This is a genomic window from Halomonas sp. LBP4 (genome assembly GCF_003202205.1).
GTDB lineage: Bacteria > Pseudomonadota > Gammaproteobacteria > Pseudomonadales > Halomonadaceae > Halomonas > Halomonas flagellata.
Map to the genome: position 1 here is coordinate 195,150 of NZ_PDOG01000004.1, position 24,990 is coordinate 220,139.

At 68.9% G+C, this 24,990-nt stretch carries 24 protein-coding genes; 5 read left to right on the forward strand and 19 right to left on the reverse strand.

The genetic code is table 11. The features are described from left to right. Positions 1 to 244: 244 nt before the first annotated feature. From CR157_RS14295 to CR157_RS14360, 14 genes are all read right to left on the reverse strand, one after another. Positions 245 to 1,057 (reverse strand): CbbQ/NirQ/NorQ/GpvN family protein, encoded by an 813-nt coding sequence (locus CR157_RS14295; RefSeq protein WP_110284204.1) that lies wholly within the window; start codon positions 1,055 to 1,057, stop codon positions 245 to 247. Positions 1,058 to 1,111: 54 nt separating this feature from the next. Further along, positions 1,112 to 2,467 (reverse strand): cbb3-type cytochrome c oxidase subunit I, encoded by a 1,356-nt coding sequence (locus tag CR157_RS14300; protein WP_110284205.1) that lies wholly within the window; start codon positions 2,465 to 2,467, stop codon positions 1,112 to 1,114. Between the two features lie 39 nt (positions 2,468 to 2,506). Beyond that, a complete protein-coding gene (locus CR157_RS14305) occupies positions 2,507 to 2,959 on the reverse strand; it encodes a c-type cytochrome (RefSeq protein ID WP_110284206.1) in 453 nt (150 codons plus the stop codon). Between the two features lie 236 nt (positions 2,960 to 3,195). Beyond that, a complete protein-coding gene (locus CR157_RS14310) occupies positions 3,196 to 3,516 on the reverse strand; it encodes a carboxymuconolactone decarboxylase family protein (protein WP_110284207.1) in 321 nt (106 codons plus the stop codon). A 241-nt stretch (positions 3,517 to 3,757) separates the two neighbouring features. Continuing rightward, positions 3,758 to 4,150, reverse strand: a complete 393-nt coding sequence (locus CR157_RS14315; RefSeq protein WP_110284208.1) for a SirB2 family protein — start codon at positions 4,148 to 4,150, stop codon at positions 3,758 to 3,760. Between the two features lie 79 nt (positions 4,151 to 4,229). After that, positions 4,230 to 5,408, reverse strand: a complete 1,179-nt coding sequence (locus CR157_RS14320; protein WP_306766781.1) for an NnrS family protein — start codon at positions 5,406 to 5,408, stop codon at positions 4,230 to 4,232. 137 nt (positions 5,409 to 5,545) lie between these two features. Then, positions 5,546 to 7,117 carry a nitrite reductase gene (locus CR157_RS14325; protein WP_306766782.1) on the reverse strand — a complete coding sequence of 524 codons (1,572 nt, stop codon included), beginning with the start codon at positions 7,115 to 7,117 and terminating at the stop codon, positions 5,546 to 5,548. Continuing rightward, positions 7,114 to 7,962 (reverse strand): uroporphyrinogen-III C-methyltransferase, encoded by an 849-nt coding sequence (gene cobA / locus CR157_RS14330; RefSeq protein WP_110284210.1) that lies wholly within the window; start codon positions 7,960 to 7,962, stop codon positions 7,114 to 7,116. The genes CR157_RS14325 and cobA overlap by 4 nt, the downstream gene beginning before the upstream one ends. An 18-nt stretch (positions 7,963 to 7,980) precedes the next feature. Then, positions 7,981 to 9,198, reverse strand: a complete 1,218-nt coding sequence (gene nirJ, locus CR157_RS14335; RefSeq protein WP_110284211.1) for a heme d1 biosynthesis radical SAM protein NirJ — start codon at positions 9,196 to 9,198, stop codon at positions 7,981 to 7,983. 2 nt (positions 9,199 to 9,200) lie between these two features. Then, positions 9,201 to 9,767, reverse strand: a complete 567-nt coding sequence (gene ahbB / locus CR157_RS14340; RefSeq protein ID WP_181422071.1) for a siroheme decarboxylase subunit beta — start codon at positions 9,765 to 9,767, stop codon at positions 9,201 to 9,203. Then, entirely contained in the window at positions 9,742 to 10,215 is a 474-nt protein-coding gene (locus CR157_RS14345) for an Lrp/AsnC family transcriptional regulator (RefSeq protein ID WP_258364180.1), read from the reverse strand. Before CR157_RS14345 ends, ahbB (CR157_RS14340) begins: the two co-directional genes overlap by 26 nt. Then, on the reverse strand, positions 10,196 to 10,747 hold the full coding sequence (gene ahbB / locus CR157_RS14350; RefSeq protein WP_181422072.1) for a siroheme decarboxylase subunit beta: 552 nt from the start codon (positions 10,745 to 10,747) through the stop codon (positions 10,196 to 10,198). The genes CR157_RS14345 and ahbB (CR157_RS14350) overlap by 20 nt, the downstream gene beginning before the upstream one ends. Next, entirely contained in the window at positions 10,744 to 11,274 is a 531-nt protein-coding gene (locus CR157_RS14355) for an Lrp/AsnC family transcriptional regulator (protein WP_110284213.1), read from the reverse strand. The genes ahbB (CR157_RS14350) and CR157_RS14355 overlap by 4 nt, the downstream gene beginning before the upstream one ends. Before the next feature lie 57 nt (positions 11,275 to 11,331). Further along, positions 11,332 to 13,053: a nitrite reductase gene (locus CR157_RS14360; protein WP_306766783.1), complete on the reverse strand. Its 1,722-nt coding sequence runs from the start codon at positions 13,051 to 13,053 to the stop codon at positions 11,332 to 11,334. 347 nt (positions 13,054 to 13,400) lie between these two features. Here CR157_RS14360 and CR157_RS14365 point away from each other — a divergent pair, with 347 nt between their 5' ends. The 3 genes from CR157_RS14365 (at position 13,401) to hmpA (ending at position 16,267) form a co-directional block, all read left to right on the forward strand. Continuing rightward, a complete protein-coding gene (locus CR157_RS14365) occupies positions 13,401 to 13,754 on the forward strand; it encodes a c-type cytochrome (RefSeq protein WP_110284215.1) in 354 nt (117 codons plus the stop codon). 23 nt (positions 13,755 to 13,777) lie between these two features. Beyond that, entirely contained in the window at positions 13,778 to 14,995 is a 1,218-nt protein-coding gene (locus tag CR157_RS14370; protein ID WP_110284216.1) for a cytochrome D1 domain-containing protein, read from the forward strand. A 102-nt stretch (positions 14,996 to 15,097) separates the two neighbouring features. Beyond that, positions 15,098 to 16,267, forward strand: a complete 1,170-nt coding sequence (gene hmpA / locus CR157_RS14375) for an NO-inducible flavohemoprotein (protein WP_110284217.1) — start codon at positions 15,098 to 15,100, stop codon at positions 16,265 to 16,267. An 82-nt stretch (positions 16,268 to 16,349) separates the two neighbouring features. On the opposite strand, the gene CR157_RS14380 is transcribed toward hmpA, so the two are convergent. The 5 genes from CR157_RS14380 to CR157_RS14400 all read right to left on the reverse strand — a co-directional run bounded on the left by CR157_RS14380 (position 16,350) and on the right by CR157_RS14400 (position 22,866). Then, positions 16,350 to 16,742, reverse strand: coding sequence for a ribonucleotide reductase subunit alpha (locus CR157_RS14380; RefSeq protein ID WP_110284218.1), 393 nt, complete (start codon positions 16,740 to 16,742; stop codon positions 16,350 to 16,352). A gap of 106 nt (positions 16,743 to 16,848) precedes the next feature. Then, the gene (locus tag CR157_RS14385; RefSeq protein ID WP_110284219.1) at positions 16,849 to 19,941 is read right to left on the reverse strand and encodes an efflux RND transporter permease subunit; all 3,093 of its coding nucleotides are present in this window, start codon (positions 19,939 to 19,941) and stop codon (positions 16,849 to 16,851) included. Next, on the reverse strand, positions 19,938 to 21,305 hold the full coding sequence (locus tag CR157_RS14390) for an efflux RND transporter periplasmic adaptor subunit (RefSeq protein ID WP_110284220.1): 1,368 nt from the start codon (positions 21,303 to 21,305) through the stop codon (positions 19,938 to 19,940). The genes CR157_RS14385 and CR157_RS14390 overlap by 4 nt, the downstream gene beginning before the upstream one ends. Then, positions 21,302 to 21,919: a TetR/AcrR family transcriptional regulator gene (locus tag CR157_RS14395; protein ID WP_110284221.1), complete on the reverse strand. Its 618-nt coding sequence runs from the start codon at positions 21,917 to 21,919 to the stop codon at positions 21,302 to 21,304. Before CR157_RS14395 ends, CR157_RS14390 begins: the two co-directional genes overlap by 4 nt. Positions 21,920 to 22,437: 518 nt before the next feature. Beyond that, entirely contained in the window at positions 22,438 to 22,866 is a 429-nt protein-coding gene (locus CR157_RS14400) for a globin (RefSeq protein WP_110284222.1), read from the reverse strand. Positions 22,867 to 23,064: 198 nt separating this feature from the next. Between CR157_RS14400 and ubiU the strand changes: the two genes are divergently transcribed. Together ubiU and CR157_RS14410 are read left to right on the forward strand one after the other, a co-directional pair. Beyond that, on the forward strand, positions 23,065 to 24,060 hold the full coding sequence (gene ubiU, locus CR157_RS14405; RefSeq protein WP_110284223.1) for a ubiquinone anaerobic biosynthesis protein UbiU: 996 nt from the start codon (positions 23,065 to 23,067) through the stop codon (positions 24,058 to 24,060). Positions 24,061 to 24,068: 8 nt separating this feature from the next. Beyond that, positions 24,069 to 24,980 (forward strand): U32 family peptidase, encoded by a 912-nt coding sequence (locus CR157_RS14410; RefSeq protein WP_110284224.1) that lies wholly within the window; start codon positions 24,069 to 24,071, stop codon positions 24,978 to 24,980. The last annotated feature ends 10 nt before the right edge of the window (positions 24,981 to 24,990 follow it).

Below are 24,990 nucleotides of genomic sequence, written 5' to 3' on the forward strand. Positions count from 1 at the left end.
ACGCTCACAAACCACCGGGGCTTTGCCGGGAACAGGCCTACGAGGAGGCGCTGTGATCCCTGGGCGCTACATTTGCCTTGCGGCGCTCTCGCATCCTGCTCCGCTTGCAGGACCTGGGTTGGCCATCCATGGCCAACCCGTTCGGCTTTCGCCTCACCCATGGCAAATGACCTCCTCTTCGACCTGTTCCCGGCGCCTCTCACACGGGCGATGTCCGCTAGTCCAGTGGCGCGGCGGCGCCTGGCTAACCGAAGGTGGCGTAAATGGCTTCCATCAGTCCCTCCTGGACGTCGGCATCGTCGGAGAGCGGCTCCACCAGGGTGGCGCGGGCGGCCTCCAGGATCGGCATGCCGGCATGGATCAGGGTCGCGCAGTAGACCAGCAGGCGCGTGGAGACGCCCTCCTCCAGGTCCTGGCCCTTCATGGCCCGCAGGCTGGCCGCCAGGTTGACCAGCGCCGCGCACCGCTCGGCGGGCAGGCCGCTCTCGCGGGCCACGATGTCGCGTTCCGTCGCCGGCGGCGGGAAGTCGAAGGACATGGCCACGAAGCGCTGCCGGGTACTCGGCTTGAGCGACTTGAGGATGTGCTGGTAGCCGGGGTTGTAGGAGACCACCAGCATGAAGTCGTCCGGCGCCTCGAGCAGCTCGCCGGTACGCTCCAGCGGCAGCAGGCGGCGATCGTCGGTGAGCGGATGCAGCACCACGGTGACGTCCTTGCGTGCTTCCACCACCTCGTCGAGGTAGCAGATGCCGCCCTCGCGCACGGCACGGGTCAGGGGGCCATCGACCCAGCGGGTCTCGCCGCCCTGCAGCAGGTAGCGGCCGGTGAGATCGGCGGCGGTCAGGTCGTCGTGGCAGGAGACGGTGAACAGCGGTCGCCCGAGCTTCGCCGCCATATGGCTGACGAAGCGGGTCTTCCCGCAGCCGGTCGGCCCCTTGAGCAGCAGCGGCAGGCGCTGTCGAAAGGCCTGCTCGAACATGCCGCACTCGTTGCCGACGCTCTGGTAGAAGGGCAGCTCGCGCTCGCTGGCGGAGGTGGCCAGGGGGGAAAGGGGCATGGGGATCACTCCCGGTTCGGATTCGAGGCAGGCGGCCCGTGGGGGCCGCCTCGTTCAGAGGCGCTGGGCGCCCGCGGTCAACTGGGTGCCGCCGCCCGGCACCTGCTCGCGGGCCGGGCCGAAGAAGGCGTAGATCAGCATGATCGCCCCCACGGCCACGGCCACACCGGCGCCCAGGCGCATGATGTAGAAGAGGCCGAGCTGGCTCTGCACCTCCATGAAGTTCATGCCCAGCACGCGCTGCAGGTGGGTCTGCACCACCCCGGCGAAGGTCAGGGTGAAGGTCATGAAGCACATCGCCGAGGTCATGATCCAGAAGCCCCACATGTTCAGCACCTGGTTGTAGGGCTGGACGCGGCGCAGCTGCGGCATGGCGAAGGTGATGATGCCGAGCATCAGCATCACGTAGGCACCATAGAAGGCCAGGTGGCCGTGGGCGGCGGTGACCTGGGTGCCATGGCTGTAGTAGTTGATGAACGACAGGGTGTGCATGAAGCCCCACACCCCGGCCCCGAAGAAGGCGATGGTCGGGCAGCCCAGCGCCCAGAGCATGGCGGCCTTGTTGGGGTGGTTCCGGCTGCCTTTCCAGAACATGGTGAAGGCGAACACCACCATGGCGAAGAAGGGAATCACCTCCAGGGTGGAGAAGATGCTGCCGATGGGCTGCCAGTAGCTCGGCGCCCCGATCCAGTAGTAGTGGTGACCGGTGCCCAGCAGACCGGAGAACAGCGACAGGCCGACGATGACGTAGAGCCACTTCTCGATCACCTCGCGGTCGACCCCGGTCATCTTGATCAGCAGGTAGCCGAGCAGCGAGGCCATGATCAGTTCCCACACGCCCTCGACCCAGAGGTGCACGACCCACCACCAGTAGAGCTTGTCCACCGCCAGGTTGGTGGGGTTGTAGAAGGCGAACAGCCAGAACACCGCGGCCAGCCACAGCCCCAGCATCAGCACCAGGTTGATGGCGGTCTTGCGGCCCTTGGCCAGGGTCAAGCTGGTGTTGAACAGGAACATCAGGAAGGAGATGGTGATCAGCACCTTGACCCAGAACGGCTGCTCGAGGAACTCGCGTCCCTCATGGATCCCGAACTGGTAGCCGACCAGGGCGGCGGCACCGGCGAAGGCGAAGATCGCCAGCTGCACATAGGCCAGGCCGGGGCTGTGGATCTCTTGCTCGGCCTCTTCCGGCATCAGGTAGTAGGTGGCGCCCATGAAGCCGATCAGCAGCCAGACGATCAGCAGGTTGGTGTGGCTGACGCGCATGACGTTGAAGGGCATCAGCTCGGCCATGAAATTCGGCGCGACATAGACGGAGGCAGCCAGCAGGCCGAAGACGACCTGCAACGCGAACAGTGCCATGGCCACCATGAAGAAGGGCAGGGCCACCTTCTGGGTTTCGTATTTCATCGGTGTCGTTCTCCTTGGTTCATCCGGCGTTCAGGCGGCTCAGCCGGCGGGATGCGGCGGCCAGTCCTGGTCGTCGATGCCGTCGGTCCACTCCAGGAAGTCGATCAGCGACTGCATCTCCTCCTCGCTGAAGTCGTAGGCCGGCATCTGACGACGCCCTTCGGCACCCAATGGCTGGGCACGGATCCAGGCGGCGAGGCCCGCACGGGCCGCCTCGGGGTTCTCGTGGCCACCGTAGCGCTCCCAGACGTTGCCCAGCTCCGGCGCGAAGTAGGCCCCCTCGCCCATGATGCTGTGGCAGTTGATGCACATGTTCTTTTCCCACACTTCCTTGCCGTGCTTGACGGACTCGGTGAGTCCCGCACTGTCGGTGGATGTATTGACCATGTACCAGTGGCTGTGGGCCGTCAGCGCGGCGAACAGCAGAAAGAAGAACAGCGACCCGCCATAGAAGATATTGCGGGCCGCCGATCGAGTGAGACCCTCGGCCATGAATCATTTCCCCCTTGCTGGTGTGATGTTCCCTCGGAACAGGACAGCCTCGGCTGCCTGCCGCCATGAACATGCATATCACATACATGTTAAAGAGTAGCAGCTCGAACCGGCCCTTGGCTTTGACACCGGTCAAGTTGCGATGGACGGAATGTCGCAGCAGGGTTTGACGAACGCAGAAAATCGCGGCAGACAGCAGAAGGCGCCGCCGGCGACGCTGCGCCGACGGCAGGCCCTCACCCCTTGTCGGTGATGTCCTCGATCCAGGTCAGGGCGGCGACACCGGCGGGAAGCCCGATGGTGGGGATGGCCAGCATGGCCACCTGCTTGAGCGCCTCGGGCTCGACGCCTTCGCGCAGGGCACGACGCATGTGGGAGTGCACCGCCCCTTCGGACCCGGCGCCCACCGACAGCGCCAGCTTGACCAGCCGACGGGTGCGCGCATCGAGCGGCCCGCTCTCGGAGCAGGCCTTGCCGAGCCGGGAAAAGGCCTCCCACACCTCGGGATACTGGGTCGCCACCTTGCCGGCGCCGGAGGGAAGATCCTGTGGACTCATGGTCGGGCTCCTCGTCATGGTAGGGCTATGGAGAGACTTGATAAAAGCCGTCGTGAAGTGAAGGCTCGCCGCCTCAGTATAGGAGACACGTGGGGGATCAGGTTCTGTACGAAAAGTCGACGAACAATGATCAGACAAGGCAAAAATCAGCGAAAAAGCGGAGTTTACATTGGAGTAAATGAGCATTTTGAGCTGATTTTTAACGCCGTATGATCGAGTGCAGGCAGTTTTCGCCTAGAGCCTAGAGGCCGGCCAGCCAGGAGAGCGGGCTATGGCGGATGGCGGCCCCCAGCATATAGAGGAAGGCGGCCACCGCGGCCAGCGCCGCCGCACCGCGCATCGCCGGCGTGCGGCCACGCTTGATCGCCACCGTGCCCAGCCCGATGTAGGCCAGCAGGGCGAGCAGCTTGGCGGCCAGCCAGGGGTGCTGGTGCGGCCAAATCGAGAGCATCACCATCAGGGTGACGCCCAGTGCCAGCAGGGCGGTGTCGACCAGGTGCGGCACTACCCTCACCCACCGCTGCTGGAGGAGCGGGGCCTGGCGCACCGACCACCAGGCCCTCAGCACGAAGAAGAGGATGCTCACGGTGGCGGCGGTGATATGCAGGTGCTTGATCGGCAGGTAGTACTCCATCACGGCGCGCTCCTTGCATCGGGCGGCGGGCAGAGTCGTGGCTCGTGGCTCGTCGCCAGCTGCTGGCGCGAAGCGCCGGCTAGCCGTCCTTGCCATCCAGACGAGGCATGAACAGGGGGACAGTGTAGTGGAACAGGAAGATCAGGTAGGCGAGACACCAGAAGAGGATGCCCAGGTTGTAGGTCCAGTGGGTGATCTGCGGGAAGAGCGCCAGCACCGGGGAGCGCAGCAGGGCCGCCGCCAGCATCAGGCCCAGCGCCACCCCGATGCCCGGCAGGGTACGGATGGGGCGCGCGGTATGGCCCAGCACGACCCGCGACATCATCGCCAGCATCATGGTGCCCATGCCGCCGATGGTCAGGGCGTGCACCGCCAGCTCGGCCCGGAAGACGCCCAGCGCCGCCAGGGCCCACATGGCCAGGCCCACGGGGATGAAGGCGTAGCTGCCGTGCAGGCCCCAGAGCAGCGGCTCGCGCCAGCTGGCAAGGCCGCCCCAGCGGCCCAGGCGCACGGCATTGGCCAGGGCGGCCAGGCCCATCAGGGCCGCCAGCAGGGCGCCGGGTAGCGGCACGCCGAGCATCACCAGCAGCTGGGCCGCCACCACGGCCAGGGTGCTGCCCAGGGCCAGGGCCTCGAGGGCGGGGACCGGCGCCGGCTTCGCGCGCCCCAGGCGGTTGGCGGTGAACATGGCGATCACCCGGCCGCCCACCACCACCATCAGCAGGGTGACCAGCAGCACCGCCAGGTAGGCGGCCTGGCGAATCAGCTCGGCATCGCCGTTCATCACCCCCAGGTGCATCGCCAGGTTGGCGAGGGTCAGCAGCGCGAGTGCCGGCAGGAAGATCAGGTTGCGCCAGCGCTTCGCGGCGATCACCAACCGGGCCATGACCCCCGCCACCAGCGGCAGGAAGGCCAGGTCGACCAGCATCGGCAGCCAGGCCGGCAGCCCCAGGGGAGCGGCCATCAGCAGCCGGCCCGCCAGCCAGACGCCGACCAGCGCGAGCAGCGGGCCGCCCCGGAGGCTCGGCAGGCCGGTCCAGTTCTGTACCGCGGTGAGCAAGAAGCCCGCCACCACGGCGGCGGCGAAGCCGAACAGCATCTCGTGCTGGTGCCAGAACATCAGCCCGCCATGGGGGCGCAGCAGGATGTCGCCATGCCAGAAGGCCAGCCAGACCACCATGGAGACCACGCTGAACAGGGCGGCCAGCAGAAAGAAGGGCCGGAAGGCCAGGCGGGCCACCGGCAGGCGCGTCAGCATGGAGGAACTCGCGGGGAGAGAGGATGGCTGCATGGCACAATACCCGACCGGAACGCTTGGATATGCCCATTCTGCGTCAGCCACCTCCTGGAAACCATGACTGGCATCAAGAATGCTTCTTATCGACGCCACCGGCGTCAGTGACTCGTCCCTTCTTCATAGCGCGTCTTGTTCCAGACGTTGTACTTGCCCGACGGCTTGCTCATGGGAATGCGCTTCTCCTCTTCCAGACTGTCGCCGTCGTAGACGATCACCGCACCGTCGTCCTCCCAGAGGCTGAGCAGCAGCTTCTCGCCGTCGCGGTCGAACTCCACGTGGGCGGCGGTCTTGCCGGGCTCGGGAGTGAGGGTCTCGATGATCTCCAGGCTGGCCTTGTCGATCACGTGCACCCGGTCGCGGTGGGGGCCGAAGAAGACATCCACCCAGGCGTAGGGCGAGTTGGCGTGGCTGCGCATGAAGAAGCCGGGGCCGTCGGTCTCGAGGGTCTTGATCAGCGACCAGTCGCTCATGTCGATGATCGACACCGCCGCCTTGGCCAGGTGCGGCAGCGCCATCACCCGGCGCCCCTCGTGCTCCCAGGTAATGCCGGAACCCAGGTGCGGCATCCCCTCCAGGGGCAGGTCGGCGACCTTCTCGCCGCTGTCCAGGTTGACCACCATGCCGCCCTGGCCACCCCGCGAGGCACCGATGACGTGCTCATACTCGAGATCGAAGAAGAAATCGTCCAGGTAGTCGGGCACCGGGAGGCGCCGCACCTGGAAGCTGGGGGTGTCATGCCCGCGTTGCTGCTCCAGTGGCGTGGCCATATGACCGGTGGAGACCACCGGCTCGGTGGGCAGCGGCCAAGGGATCTCCCACACCTCCTCGAGGTCCTTGAGCGCGGCGATGAAGCTGCCCCGCGGCGGCGCGGCGTAGACAGCGCTGACCCGCGAGCTCTCGCCGCTCTCGCCCACCACCGGGTAGACCTTCATCAGCTCGAGGTTGTGGGCGTCGAAGAGCACCAGGCTGTGGGGCAGGGTGTTGGCGGCCATCACGTAGCGGCCATCGCCGGAGACGGCGATGTTGCGCATGTTGATGCCGGCGCGCACCTCGGCCACCACCTCCAGGTTGTAGAGGTCGTACTTGGTGATCCAGCCATCCCGGGAGCCGAAGAAGACATGGCGCCCGTCGGGGGTGTACTTGGGACCGCCGTGCAGGGCGTAGCGGGTCTCGAAGCGGTGGATCCGTTCGAAGGTGTCGCCGTCGAGCAGGCTGGCATGGTGATCGCCGGTCTCGACCACGATGAAGAGGTTGAGCGGGTCGGCGTCGAAGCGCGGCACATCGGGCAGGCTGCCCGCGGGATGCCGCACGACCTGGCTGGCCAGGATCTCCTCCTTCGCCCAGCCGGGCTCGACCTCGGGCTCGCGGTAGATCCACTCGGCCAGGGAAGCGATCTGGCCGTCGTCGAGCTGCTCGCCGAAGGCCGGCATCTGGCTGGCCGGGCGCCCGTCGCGGATCACCGCCGCGGCGGCCTGCGGCTTGAGCCGCGAGAGGTTGCCCGGCAGCAGCGCCGGGCCGATGCCGCCCAGCCGCGCCTCGCCGTGGCAGGAGGCGCACCGGGCCTGGTAGAGCGCCCGGGTGTCGTCGGCACCGGCCGGCGCCATGGCCGAGACCAGCACCGCCGCGACCAGGGCCTGCAGGGACGTCCGGAGAGAAACGGCTCGCTTCACAGGGCAATCTGCTCCCGCGCCAGCTCCAGGGTCTCGCCCTCGGCGAAGGTCGCCTCCTTGGGGGCGGGCTGGGCCAGGGTGTCGGCCAGGCGCACCACCTCGCCCACCACGATCAGCGTCGGCGGCTTCAACCCCTCGCGCTCGAGGGTCTCGACCAGTTCGCCCAGACAGGTGATCACCCGGCGCTGCTCGGGGGTGGTGCCCCGCTCCACCAGGGCCACCGGGTGGCTGGCCGGCAGGCCGTGGGCCTGCAGCCGTTCGCTGATCAGCCCGGCATTGGCCAGGCCCATGTAGAACACCAGCGTATGGTGGGGCACCGCCAGGGAGGACCAGTCCAGGGCCAGGTCGCCGTCGCCCTTGCAGTGGCCGGTGACGAAGGTGACGCTCTGGGCGTGGTCGCGATGGGTCAGCGGGAAACCGCCATAGGCGGCGCAGCCCTGGGCGGAGGTGATCCCCGGCACCACCCGGAAGCCGATGCCGTGGTCGATCAGCACCTCGGCCTCCTCGCCGCCGCGCCCGAAGATATAGGGGTCGCCGCCCTTGAGCCGCACCACCCGCTTGCCCTCCCCGGCCAGGCGCACCAGCAGGGCGTTGGTCTCGTCCTGGGTCAGGGCATGGCAGCGCGAGGCCTTGCCCACGTAGAAGCGCCGGGCCCCGGGGCTGGCCAGGGCCAGCACCTCCCGGGAGACCAGGCGGTCGAAGACCAGGCAGTCGGCCTGCTCGAGCAGCGACAGGGCCCGCAGGGTCAGCAGCCCGGGGTCGCCGGGACCGGCACCGACGATGGCCACCTCGCCGGACGCCAGGGGCGCCTCGGCCAGAGCATAGGAAACGCGACGTGACGGCATGGCGGAATCCTCGCAAGCCTACTGGATTTCGACGGCCTGGATGGCCTCATAGGGGGCACAGACACGACGCCCGCCCTCGTCGGCGACCCCGATCTCGCGGTGGGTCAGATAGCAGCCCGGATCCTCCTCCCAGGGGTCGCCGGTGACCTTCCAGGCGCGCACCCGGGTGTTGCCGTTGCAGATCGACAGGAAGTGGCACTCGGCGCAGCGCCCCTTGAGCGGCCGCGGGCGCTGGCGGAAGCCGGCCATCAGCGGGTCGCGGGTGTCGCGCCAGATCGCCGAGAAGGGCCGCTCGCGCACGTTGCCCAGGCCGTGGTCCCACCAGAAGGTGTCGGGGTGGACGTTGCCCAGGTTGTCGATGTTGGCGATATGCTCCCCGGAGGCGTTGCCGCCCCAGTTCACCAGCCGCCGCTCCAGGGCCTCGGCCTGCTCGGGGAAGTGCTCCCGCGCCCACATCAGCAGGAAGGGGCCGTCGGCGTCGTTGTTGCCGGTGACGTACTCCCGCTCCACGCCACGCTCGAGTTCGCTGCGGCAATGGTCGAAGAGCCGGGTCATGGCGTCGCGGGTCATGCGGTACCAGGCGTCCTGCTTGCTGTGGCGCCGGCCGCGGCCGCCGTAGTTGAGGTGCGAGAGGTAGAACTTGTCGACGTCGTGCGCGTCGAGCAGCGCCAGGATGTCGCCGAGCTGCTCGACGTTCTCGCGGGTCAGGGTGAAGCGCAGGCCGACCTTGATGCCGCGCGCCTTGCACAGCTTCACCGCATGCATGGACTCGCGGAAGGCCCCCTGGCGCCGGCGGATAGCGTCGTGGGTGGCCTCCAGGCCGTCGATGCTGATGCCCACGTAGTCGTAGCCGACCTCGGCGATGGCATCGATGTTCGCCTCGGTGATCAGGGTGCCGTTGGTGGAGAGCCCGGTGTAGATGCCCAGCTCCCGGGCGCGGCGGGAGAGCGCGAAGATATCCGGGCGCATCAGCGGCTCGCCGCCGGAGAGGATCAGCGCCGGCACCCGGAAGGCGTGCAGGTCGTCGAGCACCGCGTGGGCCTCGGCGGTGGAGAGCTCGCCGGCGAAGTCGATATCCGCCGAGGTGGTGTAGCAGTGCTTGCAGGTCAGGTTGCAGCGACGGATCAGGTTCCAGATCACCACCGGGCCCGGCGGCTTGCGCGCCGGCGCTCTTGTTTCATGACCCGGGGGCCCCGGCTCGATCAGCGACTTGATGTAGCGGGTGACGCGGAACATGGCTACCTCCTGGGCGGATCCTCGGGACGAACGGCGAGCCGCAGTCCGGTCTTCTTGAGGATGCGTGAGCTATAGAGGATGCGGTGGTCGCGGCACGCCTCGCCCAGGCGCTCGCGCAGTACCGCCGCCTGGCGCTCGACCTCATCGAAGCTGCGGCCATGCAGCATGGCGAACAGGTTATAGGGCCAGAGGGGCAGGTGGCGCGGGCGGCGATAGCAGTGGCTGACGCCCTCGATGGCGGCCACCTCGCGGCCCAGGCGGTCGATCTGGGCGTCGTCCACGTCCCATACCGTCATGCCGTTGGCCACGTAGCCGAGCCGGTAGTGGTTGGGCACCGCCGCGACCCGGCGGATCACCCCGCGTTCCTGCATGGCCTGCATGCGCTCGAGCACCGCCTCGCCGCTCATGCCCACCTCGCGACCCACCGCGCCCCAGGGGTCGGGGACCAGCGGCAGGCCGGCCTGGGTGGCCAGCACGATGGCACGGTCGGCGGCGTCCAGCCCCTGGGCGTCGCGATGCTGGACGTTGCAACCCCGGGCCGGCCTAGACGGGCAGATGGAGACGGACATGGAACTCCTCTTCCTTGGGCATGTTGTAGACGGCCAGGCCGGTGGCCGCCTCGATCCCGGCGATCGCCTCAGGGATGCGCTCGGGAGTCTCGGTGGCCAGCACGAACCACATGTTGAGTTCGTGCTCGCGGCGGTAGTTGTGGGCCACCTCGGGGAAGGCGTTGACCGCCTCGGTGGCGCGCTCGAAATCGACCTCGGGCACCGCCAATGCCGCCAGGGTCAGGCCGCCGCCCAGGCGCTCGGCGTGGTACATGGGGCCGAAGCGGCTCAGCACCCCGTCACGCAGCAGCAGCTCGAGCCGATACAGCAGCTCGCCCTCGCTGATGCCCAACTCGGCGGCCACCGTGGCGAAAGGGGCCTCGACCAGCGGCAGCCCCTCCTGCAGGCGGTTGATGATCCGGCGATCGGCAGCGTCCAGCGCTGCCGTGTCAGGGCGCAAGGCGGTCACGGGGCTCGTCCTCCCGGGCATAGCGGCCGCCGCACTGGCGGTAGGCGTGGGTGCTGAAGAGCGCCCGGTGCTCCAGGTCATCGAGGCCCAGGCGCTCGACGATGGCCGCGAGCTCCGACAGCACCCGATCGCGGCGGGTGCCGTGGATCATGCAGAAGAGGTTGTAGGGCCAGTCGGGCAGGCGCCGCGGGCGACGATAGCAGAGCGTCACGGCGGTCTCCCGGGCGAGCCGACGGCCCACCAGGGCAACCCGCTCGTCCGGCACGTCCCATACCACCATGGCATTGGCCTGAATACCCAGGCGGCGATGGCGCAGCACCAGCCCCAGTCGCTTGATCAGCCCTTCGGCCTGCCAGCGGCGCACGCAGGCCATCACCTCCTCCTCGGTCATGCCGGCCTGTTCGGCCAGGGCCTGCCAGGGCCGGGGGGTGAGCGGCAGCCCCTGCTCGAGCAGGGCACGCAGGCGGCGGTGGGCATCCGGCTCGCCGGGCGAGCGGGCGGCCTCGAGGGACAGCGGGGTCGCGGTGTTCATGTGCGCTCCAGTTCGGCCCAGGGAATGGGGAAGGACAGGTTGATATGGAAGCCCTCCAGCATCGGCAGGCGCAGGATCGGCACGCCCAGGCGGACCTCCAGGGCCTCGAGCCGCGCCTCGAGCTCGGGCTCGTCCGGCGCGGTCATCACGAACCACAGGTTGTAGCCGTGCTCCCGGGCCAGATCTTCACGGGCATGCTCTTCACGTGCATGCTCTTCACGTGCGTAGTTGTGGTTGACGCCGGGGGCGGCGTTGATGAGCTCTGCGCAGGCATCGCGCTCGGCCACGGCCACGGCCACGGCGGCGAGCAGGCTGGCGCCGGCCCGGGCATGGTCGAAGACCGGCCCCACGCGGCTCACCACGCCCAGCGACTGCAGGCGCTCGAGGCGGGAGATCACCTCGGCCTCCGGGCAACCCAGTCGTTCGGCCACGGTCGCAAAGGGGCGGGTGCAGACCGGCAGGCCGCGCTGGTAGCAGTCGATGAGGCGACGGTCCAGCGCATCGAGGTCTTGAACTTGGCAATACATCGGCATAGCTCACTTGCGGCGGGTGGCGGCGGGCTTGCACCCGCCGCCGGTTCCCGATCAGTAGATGTCGTGCTGGGTGTTGATCACGTTGAACTTGCCGGTCGGGGTGACCAGGCGCTCGTCCTTGATCACGTGCTTCAGCTCGCGAGTCTTGTCATCGACGACCACGATTGCAGAGGTCTCGTCCATGGTGTTCCAGACGGAGAACCACACCTCGTCACCGGCCTGGTTGTACTCCGGCTGCACGACACGCTTGGGTCCCTCGCCCACGTCGGCCCACTCGGCGATCGGCAGGACATCAAAGCCGGCCTCCAGGTCGTTGATGTCGAAGACCGCCACGCTCTGGCTGATCGCCTCGCCCGGGTTGAGGGCGGTGTCGACATAGAGGTTGTCGGACTCCGGGTGGGTCTTGATGAACAGCGAGCCGCCGCCCTGACCCTCCAGGGTGCGCACCACCTGCCAGGCGTTGTCCGGATGCCCGGCCGGGTCGGTGCCAATCAGCTGGATGCTGGCGTCGCCCAGGTGGCTGGTGGCCCAGACCGGCCCGAACTCGGGGTCGACGAAGTTGGCGCCGCGCCCCGGGTGCGGAATCTTGCCTACGTCGACGATGGCCTCGAGCTCACGCTCCTGCGCGTCGATGACCACGATCTGGTTGGACTCGTTGGCTGCGGTGAGGAAGTAGCGGCCCGAGGCGTCCCAGCCGCCGTCGTGCAGGAAGCGGGAGGTGTCGATCTCGACGGTGGAGAGGGCATCCAGGTTCTCGTAGTTCACCAGGCGGACCTTGCCGGTCTCCTTGATGTTGACGATGAACTCCGGGTGCTGGTGGGAGGCCACGATGGCCGCCACGCGGGGCTCCGGGTGGTACTCCTGGGTGTCGACGGTCATGCCGCGGGTGGCCACGATCTTCTTCGGCTCCAGGGTCTGGCCGTCCATGATCACGTACTGGGGCGGCCAGTAGGCGCCGGCGATGGCCAGGTCGTCCTCGTAGCCCTCGAACTTGGAGGTCTCCACGGAGCGCGCCTCCATGCCAATCTTGATGGTGGCGACGATCTCCGGCTCCTCCATCCACAGGTCGATCATGTCGACCTTGGCATCGCGACCGATGACGAACAGGTAGCGGCCGGAGGCGGACATGCGCGAGATATGCACCGCATAGCCGGTGTCGAGGACCTTGACGATCTCCTTGGAGTCGCCATCGATCAGGGCGACCTGGCCGGCGTCGCGCAGGGTGACCGAGATGAGGTTCTCGATGTCCAGGTCGTTCATCTGCTCGGTGGGACGATCCTCGGGAGCAACCCGCACCTCCCAGGTCTCCTTCATCTCGGGCATGCCGAATTCCGGCGGCTGCGGCGGCTCGTGCATGATGTACTTGGCCATCAGCTCGACTTCGTCCTCGGTGAAGTCGCCGGAGGTGCCCCAGTTGGGCATGCCGGCCGGAGAGCCGTAGTTGATGAACACCTTGAGGTAATCCAGGCCGCGCTCCTGGGTGATATCGGTGGTCAGCGGCTTGCCGGTGGCCCCCTTGCGCAGCACGCCATGGCAGCCCGCGCAGCGCTGGAAATAGATCTCCTTGGCCTTCTCGAACTCCTCGTCGGTCAGGTCCGGCGCGCCGGGCGTGCGTACCACCTTGGCCGACCCCGGATCCACGCTCGAGGACGAGCCCTGATAGGCGGTCTTCGATTCATCTTCCGCGTGCTGGGCCTGGGCCGCGCCGATTCCCAGGGCGACGGTAGTTACCGCCACCGCCAGGGGCTTGAGATACCCGTCTTTCTTCATCATCGTTCCACCTCTGTCGTGATCCACGAAAGCAGCATCGCCAGGCGGTGACATTCTTGTTGTCGGCGGGGGTGGCCGGGGGTCCGGCGCCGCACTCCCGGAGCAAGACTGGGCCAGTAAAAGTCATTTTTCATGCACCTTTTGCATCTCCCACCCCGCTTTCGCACTCCCCCTTGACGTGCGTCAACGCGAGCTCGACCTACCTCCAAAGACACGTTGCCAGACGCCGGAAAGCTTGATCCTCTCGACCCGTCGCATGCTCCATTGACGCCGGTCAAGGCGAGCCGGAGCCGTGGGCCCGACACTGGGCCCCGACGACACCGGTCGCTGCCGACCCGAGGAAACCCCCCATGCTTCGCCGCCATCGTCTTGCACTGCTCTGTGCCCTCTGGCCGCTCTCCGGCCCGGCCACCGCGGCGGAACAGGCTGCCATCGACCCGGCCCGGGAGGCGGAACTGGAGACCCTGCTCTATCAGGACTGCGGCTCCTGCCACGGCATGACGCTGCGTGGCGGCCTGGGGCCGGCACTGCCCCGCGATCGCATGCAGGCGCTCGGCGCGGATGCGCTCAGCCATGTCATCCTGCACGGCATCCCCGGCAGCGCCATGCCCGGCTGGAAGGCGCTGATCAGCGAGGCGGACGCCCGTTGGCTGGCCGACCACCTGCAGACCGACAGCCGGCTGGAAACGCTGGAAAAAGACTGATCTCTCGGCACAGGAGACCCGCCATGCCCCTTTCGCCTTTGTTCAAGTCACTGCTCGCCGGCGTTGCCCTGGCCCTGCTGGTCGCCGGCCAGAGCCTTGCCGAACCGGCCACGGGAGAGATCGAGTTGCGTGGCACGGGGGACCTCGGCGTGGTGATCGAGCGCGCCACCGGCAGCGTGGCGCTGGTCGACACCACCCGCAAGGCGGTGCTGCGCCATGTCGAGGGCTTCGGGGATCTCTCCCACGCCTCGGTGAAGTTCTCCCGCGACGCCCGTCACGCCTTCGTCTTCGGCCGCGACGGTGGCCTGACCCGGCTCGACCTGCTCACCGGCGAGGTCGACGGGCGCATCATCCAGTCGGGCAACAGCATCGGTGGTGCCATCTCCCAGGACGGCCGCTACGTCGCCGTGGCCAACTATGAGCCGGGCGGGGTGAAGGTCTTCGATACCGCGACCCTGGAGCTGATGGTCGACCTGCCGGCCACCTTCGAGAAGCCCGACGGCACCACCGACCGGGCCAAGGTGGTGGGCCTGGTGGATGCCCCCGGCAACCGCTTCGTGTTCAGCCTGTTCGAGGCCGGCGAGATATGGCTGCTGGACCTGTCCGGCGACGAACCGGCGCTGGAGAAACACCGCGCCGTGGGTAGCCTGCCCTATGACGCCCTGATCACGCCCAGCGGCCGCTACTACATCGCCGGCCTGTTCGGCGAGGATGGCATGGCCCTGCTCGACCTCTGGCACCCGGAGGCAGGGGCACAGCGCATCCTGCCGGACTACGGCCGCGGCGAGGAGCGCCTGCCGGTCTACAAGATGCCGCACCTGGAGGGCTGGGCCATGGCCGGCGACCGGGCCTACTTCCCGGCGGTGGGCCGCCACGAGGTGCTGGTGGCCGACACCCGTGACTGGACACTGACTGATCGCATCGAGGTCCAGGGCCAGCCGGTCTTCGTGATGAGCCGCCCCGACGAGCAGCAGGTGTGGGTCACCTTCGCCCATCCACACAACGACGTGGTCCAGGTGATCGACACCCGCCACCACGAGGTGATCGAGACCCTCTCGCCGGGCGAGTCGATCCTGCACACGGAGTTCACCCCCCGTGGCGAGCACATCTGGATCTCGGCCCGGGACAGCGGCCACGTCAAGGTCTACGACACCCGCACCTTCGAGGAGCTGGCGATCCTGCCGGCCGAGTCGCCCAGCGGCATCTTCTTCACCCACCGGGCCCACCGCATCGGGCTATAACGCCGAGTGCGACGAGTTGTCGCACCCGCGAGGGGATGATATCCGCCATGCCCAGATATAAGATGTATTTTCAATGAATCTTACAAGATCCCCGAGGAGCCCATGCTGACCCAGGACCAGGAACGACTGATCGCCGCCACCGCCCCCGTGGTGGCCGACCACCTCGACGCCATCACCCAGCGCTTCTATCCGTTGATGTTCGACCGCTACCCCGAGGTCAAGCCGCTGTTCAACGACGCCCACCAGCAGAGCGGTGGTCAGCCCCGCGCCCTGGCCGGTGCGGTGCTGGCCTATGTGCAACTGCGCTCAGACCCGCGGAAGGCCCGCGACACCCTGGCCACGGTGGTCAGCAAGCACGTCTCCCTGGACATCCGGCCCGAGCAGTACCCCATCGTCGGCGAGTGCCTGATGGCCGCCATCGGCGAGGTGCTGGGCGAGGCGGTGACCCCGGAGATCGCCGCGGCCTGGAGCGCGCTCTACGAGGAGCTCGCCGGCCTGCTGATCGAGCTGGAGGATCATCGTTACCGGGAATTCGCGCAGCGTCCGGGCGGCTGGCGCGGCAAGCGGCGCTTCCGTATCGCCGCGACCCGGCAGGAGAGCGCGGTGATCCGTTCCTTCGTGCTGGAGCCCGAGGATGGCGGTGCCGTCGCCGACCATCAGCCCGGCCAGTACATCGGCGTGCGTCTGGTCATCGACGGCGAGCCCGTCCATCGCCACTACAGCCTGTCGGATGCCCCCAACGGCAGGAGCTATCGCCTCTCCATCAAGCGCGAGCCGGACGGCCGGGCGAGCCGCCACTTCCACGACGTCCTGCAGGTGGGCGACACCCTGGAGCTCCTGCCCCCCGCCGGGGACCTGACCCTGGCGGAGGGGCACGAGCCGCTGCTGCTGGCCAGCGGCGGCGTCGGCCAGACCCCCATGCTGCCCCTGGCGCGCCATGCCCTGGCCCGGGGGCGCCGGGTGGTCTACCTGCACGCCGCCCTGGACGCCGAGCACCACGCCTTCGCCGACGAGGTCGCGGCCCTGGCGGCCGAGCATCCCGGGCGGCTGCAGACGGTGACGGTGCACGAGCGTGGCGATGGCGCCGACCACAGCGGCCGGGTCGACCGCGAGCTGCTGGCCCGTGTCCTGCCCGAGGGGGCGCACTGCTACTTCGTCGGCCCCCAGGGGTTCATGAGTGCCGTGGACCGCGCCCTGGCCGAACTGGGCGTGCCCGACGAGCGCCGCCACTACGAGCACTTCGGCCCCTCACGCCCCCTCGACGCGGCCTGATCGACTCCCGACGGCATACGCACGGGGCCCGGACGCATGGCGCCCGGGCCCCGTGCTTCTTGGCACCGGGTGAACGCCCGGTTCACTGGAACCCCACCACCTCTCCCGCCCGGTCGAATGCCAGGAACTGATCGACGCTGCCCATCTTCAGCGACTCCACCATGCGCTGGAGGTGCCGTTCGGCGAGTTCCGGCCCACCCTGGTCGGCCATGGCCGCCACGAAGACGATGTCCCACTCGACACTGGTCGCTTCCGACTCCGCCACCAGCGCCGCCATGTCGCTGAGCTCGTCGGGCGTCTTGTCGACGCAGAGCATCGGGGTCAGCACCCCGCCCTCGCCCTGCTCGAAGCGGCGACGCTGCTCCTCGCTGGGGTGGTCCGGCAGTTCGGCGCGGGTACAGACGAACAGCAGGCGCTGCGGATCGGGTTGACGACGCGCCTCCTCGAGCAGGTCGGCAAAGCTGGAAATGGCCACGGGGCCTCCTTCGGCTGATGGCAAGGGGGAAAATGGCAGCGTAACGGCCCGCCCCCCTTCGCGGGAAGGGAAAAGTCGGGAAGGGCCGGCCGGGAGGGGCCGGCGATCAACGCTGCGGCTGTCGCGTCCACCCCCGGTCGTCGAGCAGCACGTAGAGCGCCGGAATCACCACCAGCACCAGCACGGTGGAGGTGAGCAGGCCGAACACCACCGAGATCACCAGTGGCTTGATGGCCGCCGCCTGGGTGCTGGTCTCCGCCAGCAGCGGCAGCAGCCCGGCGATGGTAGTGGAGGACGAGATCAGGATGGCACGCAGCCGGTCGCGACTGGCCTGGCCGGCGGCGGCCACCGCATCGAGCCCCGCCTCGCGATGCTCCTTGGTGAAGAGGATCAGCAGGATGGCGTTGTTGACCACGATGCCGGCCAGGGACGCCGCGCCAACCAGCGAGGGCATCGACAGGTAGTAGCCCATGATCACATGGCCCCAGATGGCACCGAGGAAGGCCAGCGGAATCGCGGCCATCACGATCAGCGGCTCCACATAGCTGCGGAACTGGAAGGAGAGGATCACGAAGATGCCGACCAGCCCGGCCAGCAGGCTGCGCGCGATGGAACCGCCGGTCTCGGCGGCGCTGGCCACCTGCCCCTCGAAGCTCACCTCGGCCCCGGGGTGGCGGGTACGGAAGTCCTCCAGCCAGCCGCCCCGCAGGTCGTCGACGATCGCCTGGCCACTGGAGAGCCTCGCATCCACGTTGGCCTCCACGGTTACCGTGCGCCGCCCGTCGATGCGGGTGATGCGTGCCCACTCGCGGCGCTCGGCCACCTCGGTCACCACCGAGAGCGGCACCCGGCTGCCATCGGGCAGGGCGATGGTCTGGTCGAGCAGGTCGTCGAGGCTGTCGCGGTCTTCCGCGGCCTGACGCACCAGGATCTCGATGTCCCGGTCGCCGATGCGCTGGGTGTCGGCGATCTCGCCGAGCAGCGCCGCCCGCAGCTGGGAGGCCACCTCCTCGGCGGTCAATCCCAGGCCGTGGGCGCCCTCGGCCAGGGCGAAGGAGCGCTGGGGCTTGCCCGGACGCAGGTCGTCGATGATGTTGTAGACGGCGCGGTAGCCGGCCAGGTGCTCGCCCAGCTCCCGCGCCGCGGCGCCGAGGGCCTCCAGGTCCTCGCCCTGCAGGCGTACCTCCACCGGCAACCCGGCGGGCCCGAGCCCCGGCTCCTGGATGATCAGGCTCTGCAGGCCGCCGATCCGGCCGATCTCCTCGCGCCAGGCCTCGGTCAGTTCGTCCAGGGCGACCCGCCGGCGCTCGGCGGTGAGCAGGTCGACCATCACCGTGGCCACATGGGCCCCGGCTTCGCGGGCGCTGGGGTTGTGGTTGAAGCGCACCTGGATCGCCTCGACCAGGGGGGCGCCGCCGGGCTGGTCGGGGGTGAGGCGCTCGTCGAGGCGCCACATCGCCGCCTCGACCCGCTCGGCCACCGCCTCGGTGCGCGCCAGGGGCGTGCCCTGGGGCAGCAGGATACGCGCCTCCAGCACGTCGCCGTCGATGTCGGGAATCGCCTCGCGGCCGATATGGCCGCCGGCCATGAAGCCGACCGACCCCAGCAGCATCGCCAGCACACCGCCCAATACCGCATGGCGCCAGCGGATCGCGGCGTCGGTGACACGCCCCACCCGCTTGCGGAACCCGGTGAAGCCGCGCTCGAAGGCGGTGCGGAAACGCGAGTCATGCCCCTCGCCCAACCGCGAGATGCTGCCCTTCAGGTGATGCGGCAGGATCCAGAAGGCCTCGACCAGGCTGGCGGCCAGGGCGGCGATCAGCACCACCGGCAGCACCTCGAGCACCGCTCCCAGCTCGCCGGCGAGGAACGACAGGGGCGCGAACACCGCCACCGTGGTGAGAAACGACGACAGCACCCCGGGCAGCACCTGGCGGGTTCCCGCCACCACCGCCTCGAGCGGCGAGGCGCTCTCCAGGGCGTGGGCGGCGACGTTGTCGGTGATGACGATGGCGTCGTCCATGACGATGCCGATGGCCATCAGCAGCGCCACCAGGGTGATCATGTTGAGCGACAACCCGGTCAGGCCCATCACCAGGAAGGCCCCCATGAAGGCGGCCGGCAGCCCCAGTACCGCCCACAGGGCCAGCCGTGGCCGGAAGAACAGGCTCATCACCAGCAGCACCAGCGCCAGGCCCAGCAGGCCGTTGCTTACCAGCATCCGCAGCCGGTCGCGCACGATGCCGGTCATGTCCCGGGTCAGGTCGAGCCGGACCCCGCCGTCCCAGCGCGCCCGCTCGGCCTCGACCAGGGCGGTGAGGTCATCCATCACGTCCAGGGCATCGTCGCGCAGGGTCTTGCTCACCTCCAGCACCAGGGCGGGCTCGCCGTTGAAGCGGATCCGCTCCTCGGGATGCTCGCCGACTTCCGTCAGGGTGGCGATGTCGCCCAGGGTCAGCTCCCCGCCCGCCGCGTCGGAGACCACCACCAGGCTCTCCAGCTCGCGCAGCGAACGCCGCTGGTCGGTGAAGCGCAGCAGGATGTCGCGGTCGCGGGTCTCCAGGGTGCCCAGCGGCATGTCGAGGCTCTGCCGCGCCACCCGTGCCGCCAGCTCGCGGGCCGAGAGGCCATGCTGGCCGAGCACGTCGCGGGGCACCTCGACCTGCCACTGTCGCTGCGACATGCCCTGGATGGCCACGCCCGCCACCCCGGGCAGGGTCATCAGCCGCTCCTCGAGGGCCAGGGCATAGTCCTCCAGCTGGATCAGGGGCATGTCGCCCCGGACCGCCACCGCCGCCACCAGGTCGCTGCGGTGCCGCTCGCGCACCACCGGACGCTCGGCGCGGGCCGGCAGGTCGGTGATGGCATCGACCTCGGTATCCAGGTCATTGATGAAGCGGATCGCGTCGCCGCCGGCCTCCATGGTCGCCGTGGCGCTGGCCAGGTTGTCCTGGGCCACGCAGGCGAACTCGTCGAGGAAATCGATGCCCTTGATCGCATCGTGCAGCCGACGGCAGACGGCGTCCTCGACATCGGCGGCGCTGGCACCGCGATAGACCACCTCGATGCTCGCCTCGACGGCGCGGAAGTCGGGAAAGGTCTCGCGCTTGAGCCCGGGGGCGACGAACAGGCCGGCGGCCAGCAGCAGGAGCAGCAGCAGGTTGGCGGCGGTGGGATGGCCGGCGAACCAGCGGATCATGGCCGCTCTCCCGCGGCCAGCGCCCGCAGCCGTTGCGCCAGGGCATCATCATACCGCGGCGCCAGCGCCATGCCGGCGATCGCCGGCTGCAGGTCATCGACGATCACCCGTTCCCTCGGCGCGAGCCCCGCCGCGATCACCGTCAGGTCGTGCTGCTCGAAGGCGACCTCGACCGGGCGACGCTCCAGCCGGTCGTCGCCGTTCGCCAGGTAGACCTCGCCGCGATGCACCGCCGCGGCCGGCACCACCAGCCTGGGAGTGGCGTCGGCGGCCCACAGCGTCACCCGGGTGTACATGTCGCGCAGCAGCGGGGGTCGATCGGGTGGCCGGGCATCGCGATAGGGATGATCGACCTGCACCACCACCCGGGCGGTACGGGTGGCGGGATCCAGGCCACTGGCCACCCGCACCACGCGCCCCGTCCAGGCCACGTCCCCGGTCCCGACCAGTTCCACCTCGGCGCGAATCTCCGAGAAGTCCAGCCGCTCGCCGAGATCCAGGGCCCCCTCGGGCAGTTCCGGGAATGACACGACGCCCAGCAGCCGTCGCATCTGGGCGAAGGGCACATGCGCCTCGACCTCGGCGGCCGCCAGGTTGTCGGCCTGGAACAGTCGCTGGCCGGCCCCCACGAACTGGTGCATCTCCACCTCGACCTCACCGAGGCGCAGGTCATAGGGCGCCACGAAGCGGGTGTCCTCGAGGTCGCGTCGGGCCTGGGCCAGGCGCGTGCTGGCCCGCTCCACCTGGGCCCGATGCGACTGGCCGCGTGCGGGGACCAGCGCCAGCTGGTTCTCCAGCGACGCCACGGCCTGGCGCTGGGCCAGGGTCGCGCGGCGCTGCTCGTCGAGCTGGGAGCGCGAGACGGCGTTGCGGGCCGCCAGCCGCTCGAGACGCGCCAGCTCCTGCTCGGTCAGGCCGAGCCGCTCCCGCTCGAGCGTCAGCAGGCGGCGGGTGTTCTCCTCCTCCGTCTCGAGCAGCGTCTGCTCGGCGGCCAGCGTGGCCAGCTCGGCCTCGGCCTCGGCGATGGCCAGCTCATAGCGGGAGGGGTCCAGCGCCACCAGCAGGGTGCCTTCGCGCAGCAGGGTACCGCTGTCGAGTCCCGGATGGCGCTCCACCACCCGGCCGGCCACGTTGGCCACCGCCTGCCAGGTCTCGGTGGGGCGGGCCACGCCGTGGCCGCGGGCCTCGAGGCGGAAGTCCAGGGGCCGGGCCTCGACAATCCTGACCGGGGTGGCGGAGGTCGTCGCCTCCTGACGCTCGGGGGCCTGGCGGTTGGCCACGAACAGCACGGCCAGGCCGATGCCCAGCGCCAGCCCGGCCAGCACCATGACGGCGCGGCCCAGGCGACGGAGTCGGGGGGTCATGTCCGCGCCTCCCCGTCGGCGGCGATGCCGTGGCGATAGATCGCGAAGACACGCGGCGCCTGGTCGAGGGTGCCCGTGACCTCGCCGGCCATCAGCGACTGGATCACCAGCCCCTGGATGGTGCCGATGAACTGCATCGTCGCGGCCTCGAGATCCAGCCCCTCGCGCAGCTCGCCCGTGGCGCGCGCCTGCTCGAGCAGGCCGGCGATCCGCTCGCGGTAGCGAAACAGCAGCGACCGCACCATGCGCCGTGCCGGCGTGGGGCGGGCATGCTGCAGCTGTCCCAGCAGCAGCCGCGGCACCCCGGGATGCTCGGCGATGAAGGCGACATGGGCCATGAACATGGCCTCCAGCGCCTCGAGGGGGGTGTCGGCACGGGCCGCCGCGGCGTCCACCCGCTGCATCACCCGCGTGCCGACCCAGTCCACCACCGCCTCCCAGATGGCGTCCTTGCTCGGGAAGTGGCGGAACAGCGCCCCCTGGGTGACGCCCATCTGCCTGGCGATCTCGCCGGTGGTGAGCGTCGCCGGCTCGTCGCGGGCACACAGCGCGATGACCGTCTCCACGGTGCGCTCGCGGCGCGCCTCGGCGGTGAGGTGACGTTTCGCTGGCATGCTCGTCTCGCCAAAAGATAGTAATTGATTACTATCTTATGCCAGGTCTCCCTCGCGCGCCAGCGGCCAAGACCTGACGCGGTCGACCAGAAACACCAGCGCCATCCTCATCCGCTCATCCGGCTGCTGGTTGGCCAGGGCCCGTGTACTGGCCGAACAGCCGATCATGGAAGTCGTGAAGCCATTCGAGCAGATCTTTCACCTGTCGAAAGGCCATCTCGCACTTACTGCGGTGGGTATCGCATCACTGCGGTCAGCTGCCACGCACCAGCAGCATCGCCTTGATCTGGTCGATGGCACGCATGGGGTTGAGCTCCTTGGGGCAGCCCCAGCTTCCAGTGGCTCTACCGGAAGATCGCCGATCACCACACCGGGTTGCGCCTGGGCCACGACGAACAGGCCGACTTCTGCCCGCTCTGCGATGCCAGGCCGGCCCACTCTTCTTGATTCAGCCATCAAATGAATCCACCGCATCGGCTCCCCATGGGCACCGCCCATGGGGGGCTCGTTGCACGGGTCTAATCGGAGCGGACACCCCGGTCGTAATGGAACGTCATGAAGACGATGCCCGGCGTCATCACCAGCCGCCAAGCCAGCTCCACCTCGTCATCGAACTGCTCGTCGAAGGTTCGAACCGTGTCGATCAGGGTCTCTAGCCAGAGGTCATACAGCCCGGGACGTATGTCGAGGTGCGCGCGATCGTGGCTGATCGCCACCTCCTGCAGGTAGTAGTCGGCATGGCTCGACGCGTAGAACGCCAGAAGGTGATAGAAGGCCTTTTTCAGCATGGCTTGCTGGCGAGCCATGTCGGTATGGCGAAACTTCTCTGCGACCTCGGGGGAAGCCGCGAGAAAGCGCTCATAGAAGGCCACGAAGAACGCCCGTCCCTCGACCTCTCGGCTCAGTACCCGCACGTAACTCGCGTCGAACAGGCGTTCAATGTCCATGACCACCCCGCATGGTGCGCGTGTCTATACCAAGACTAGGCCAGAGGCTCCCGCAAGGCCTCGTCGGGAGTCCTCCTCATGGCCCCGGCATGACCTGGATCACGCCAATCGTGAATGCCTCCTCACCATGACGCCAGTCAAGGGCCAGGCAAGGATGGTCGACTAGCATGGTCGGGTTTTCATCGACAGGAGTCCGCCATGGAGCTCGTCTGCCCCGCCGGCAACCTGCCCGCCCTGAAGCGCGCCGTGGACGAAGGGGCCGATGCCGTCTACTTCGGCTTCCAGAACACCACCAACGCCCGCCAGTTCGCCGGGCTCAACTTCACCGACAGGCGCGCCCGGGAAGGCATCGACTATGCCCACGCCCGCGACAAGCGGGTGTTCTGCGCCATCAACACCTATCCACAGCCCGACGGCTGGGAGCTGTGGACCCGCGCCGTGGACCAGGCCGTCGAGCTCGGCGTCGATGCCCTGATCCTGGCCGACATGGGCCTGCTCGACTACGCCGCCCGCCGCCATCCCTCCCTTCCCCGGCACCTGTCGGTGCAGGGCTCGGCCACCAGCCATGAGGCGTTGCGCTTCTACCACGAACAGTTCGGCATCCGGCGCGCCGTGCTGCCGCGGGTGCTGTCGATCACCCAGGTGCGCGACCTGGCCAGGCAGAGCCCGGTGGAGCTCGAGGTGTTCGCCTTCGGCAGCCTGTGCATCATGGCCGAGGGGCGCTGCTACCTGTCGTCCTATCTCACCGGCGAGTCGCCCAACACCCGCGGCGTCTGCTCGCCGGCGGCCCAGGTGCGCTGGGAGGAGACTCCCGAGGGGCTGGAGTCGCGCCTGGGCGGCGTGCTGATCGACCGCTACGCCGAGGGCGAACGGGCCGGCTACCCGACGCTGTGCAAGGGGCGCTTCGAAGTCGGCGGCGAGACCTACCACGCCATCGAGGAGCCCACCAGCCTCAACACCCTGGCGCTGCTCCCGGAGCTCGCCGAGCTCGGCATCAGCGCGGTGAAGATCGAGGGCCGCCAGCGCAGCCCCGCCTATGTGTCGAAGGTCGCCGGCATCTGGCGCCAGGCGCTCGACCGCCTGGAGCGTAGCCCCGAACGCTTCCACCCCGACCCCGCCTGGATGGCCGGCCTCGGCGAGGTCTCCGAGGGCGCCACCACCACCCTGGGCGCCTACGAGCGCCGCTGGAAATAGGAGGCCCCATGCCAACCCCCGACACCCTCAAGCTGTCGCTGGGCCCGGTGCTCTTCTACTGGACCCGCGAGCGCTACGCCGACTTCTACCGCGAGGCCGCCGACTGGCCGATCGAGATCGTCACCCTCGGCGAATCGGTCTGCTCGCGGCGCCGCGACATGAAGCTCGACGACTGGCTGGGCATCGGCCGCGAGCTGGCCCAGAGCGGCAAGAAGGTGGTGCTGGCGAGCCAGACCCTGATCGAGTCCGAGGCCGACCTGCGCGACCTGCGCCGGCTGTGCCACAACGGCGAATTCACCGTCGAGGCCAATGACCAGAGCGCGGTGCAGCGGCTCTCGGCGGCCGGCCTGCCCTTCGTCGCCGGGGCGGCGCTCAACCTCTACAACCCGGCGACCCTGGCCGTGCTGGCCCGCGCCGGCATGCAGTGCTGGCAGGCCCCGGTGGAGATGTCCCGCGCCGACCTGGCGCGGCTGCTCGACGACTGCCGCGACCAGGGCCTCGAGCAGCCCTGCGAGGTGTTCGCCTACGGCCACCTGCCGCTGGCCTGGTCGTCGCGCTGCTTCACCGCGCGCCGCCACCAGAAGCCCAAGGACCGCTGCCGGTTCGTCTGCCAGCAGTACCCCGAGGGCCTGGCGCTGCGCTCCCAGGAATCCCGCGAGGTGTTTACCCTCAACGGCATCCAGACCCTCTCCGGCGCCTGCCAGGACCTGCGCCACGAGATCCCGGGCATGGCCGGGATGGGCGTCGGGGTCGCACGGCTGAGCCCACGCGCCGAGGGCATGGCCGAGGTGGTCACCGCCTTCGATGCAGCCCGGCGCGGTGCGCTTCCGCCCCCCGACCCGCTGGCCCTGGTCGACGCCGAGATCTGCGACGGCTACTGGCATGGCCGTCCCGGCATGGACTACACCCGCGCCGGCTGATCCCGGCCAA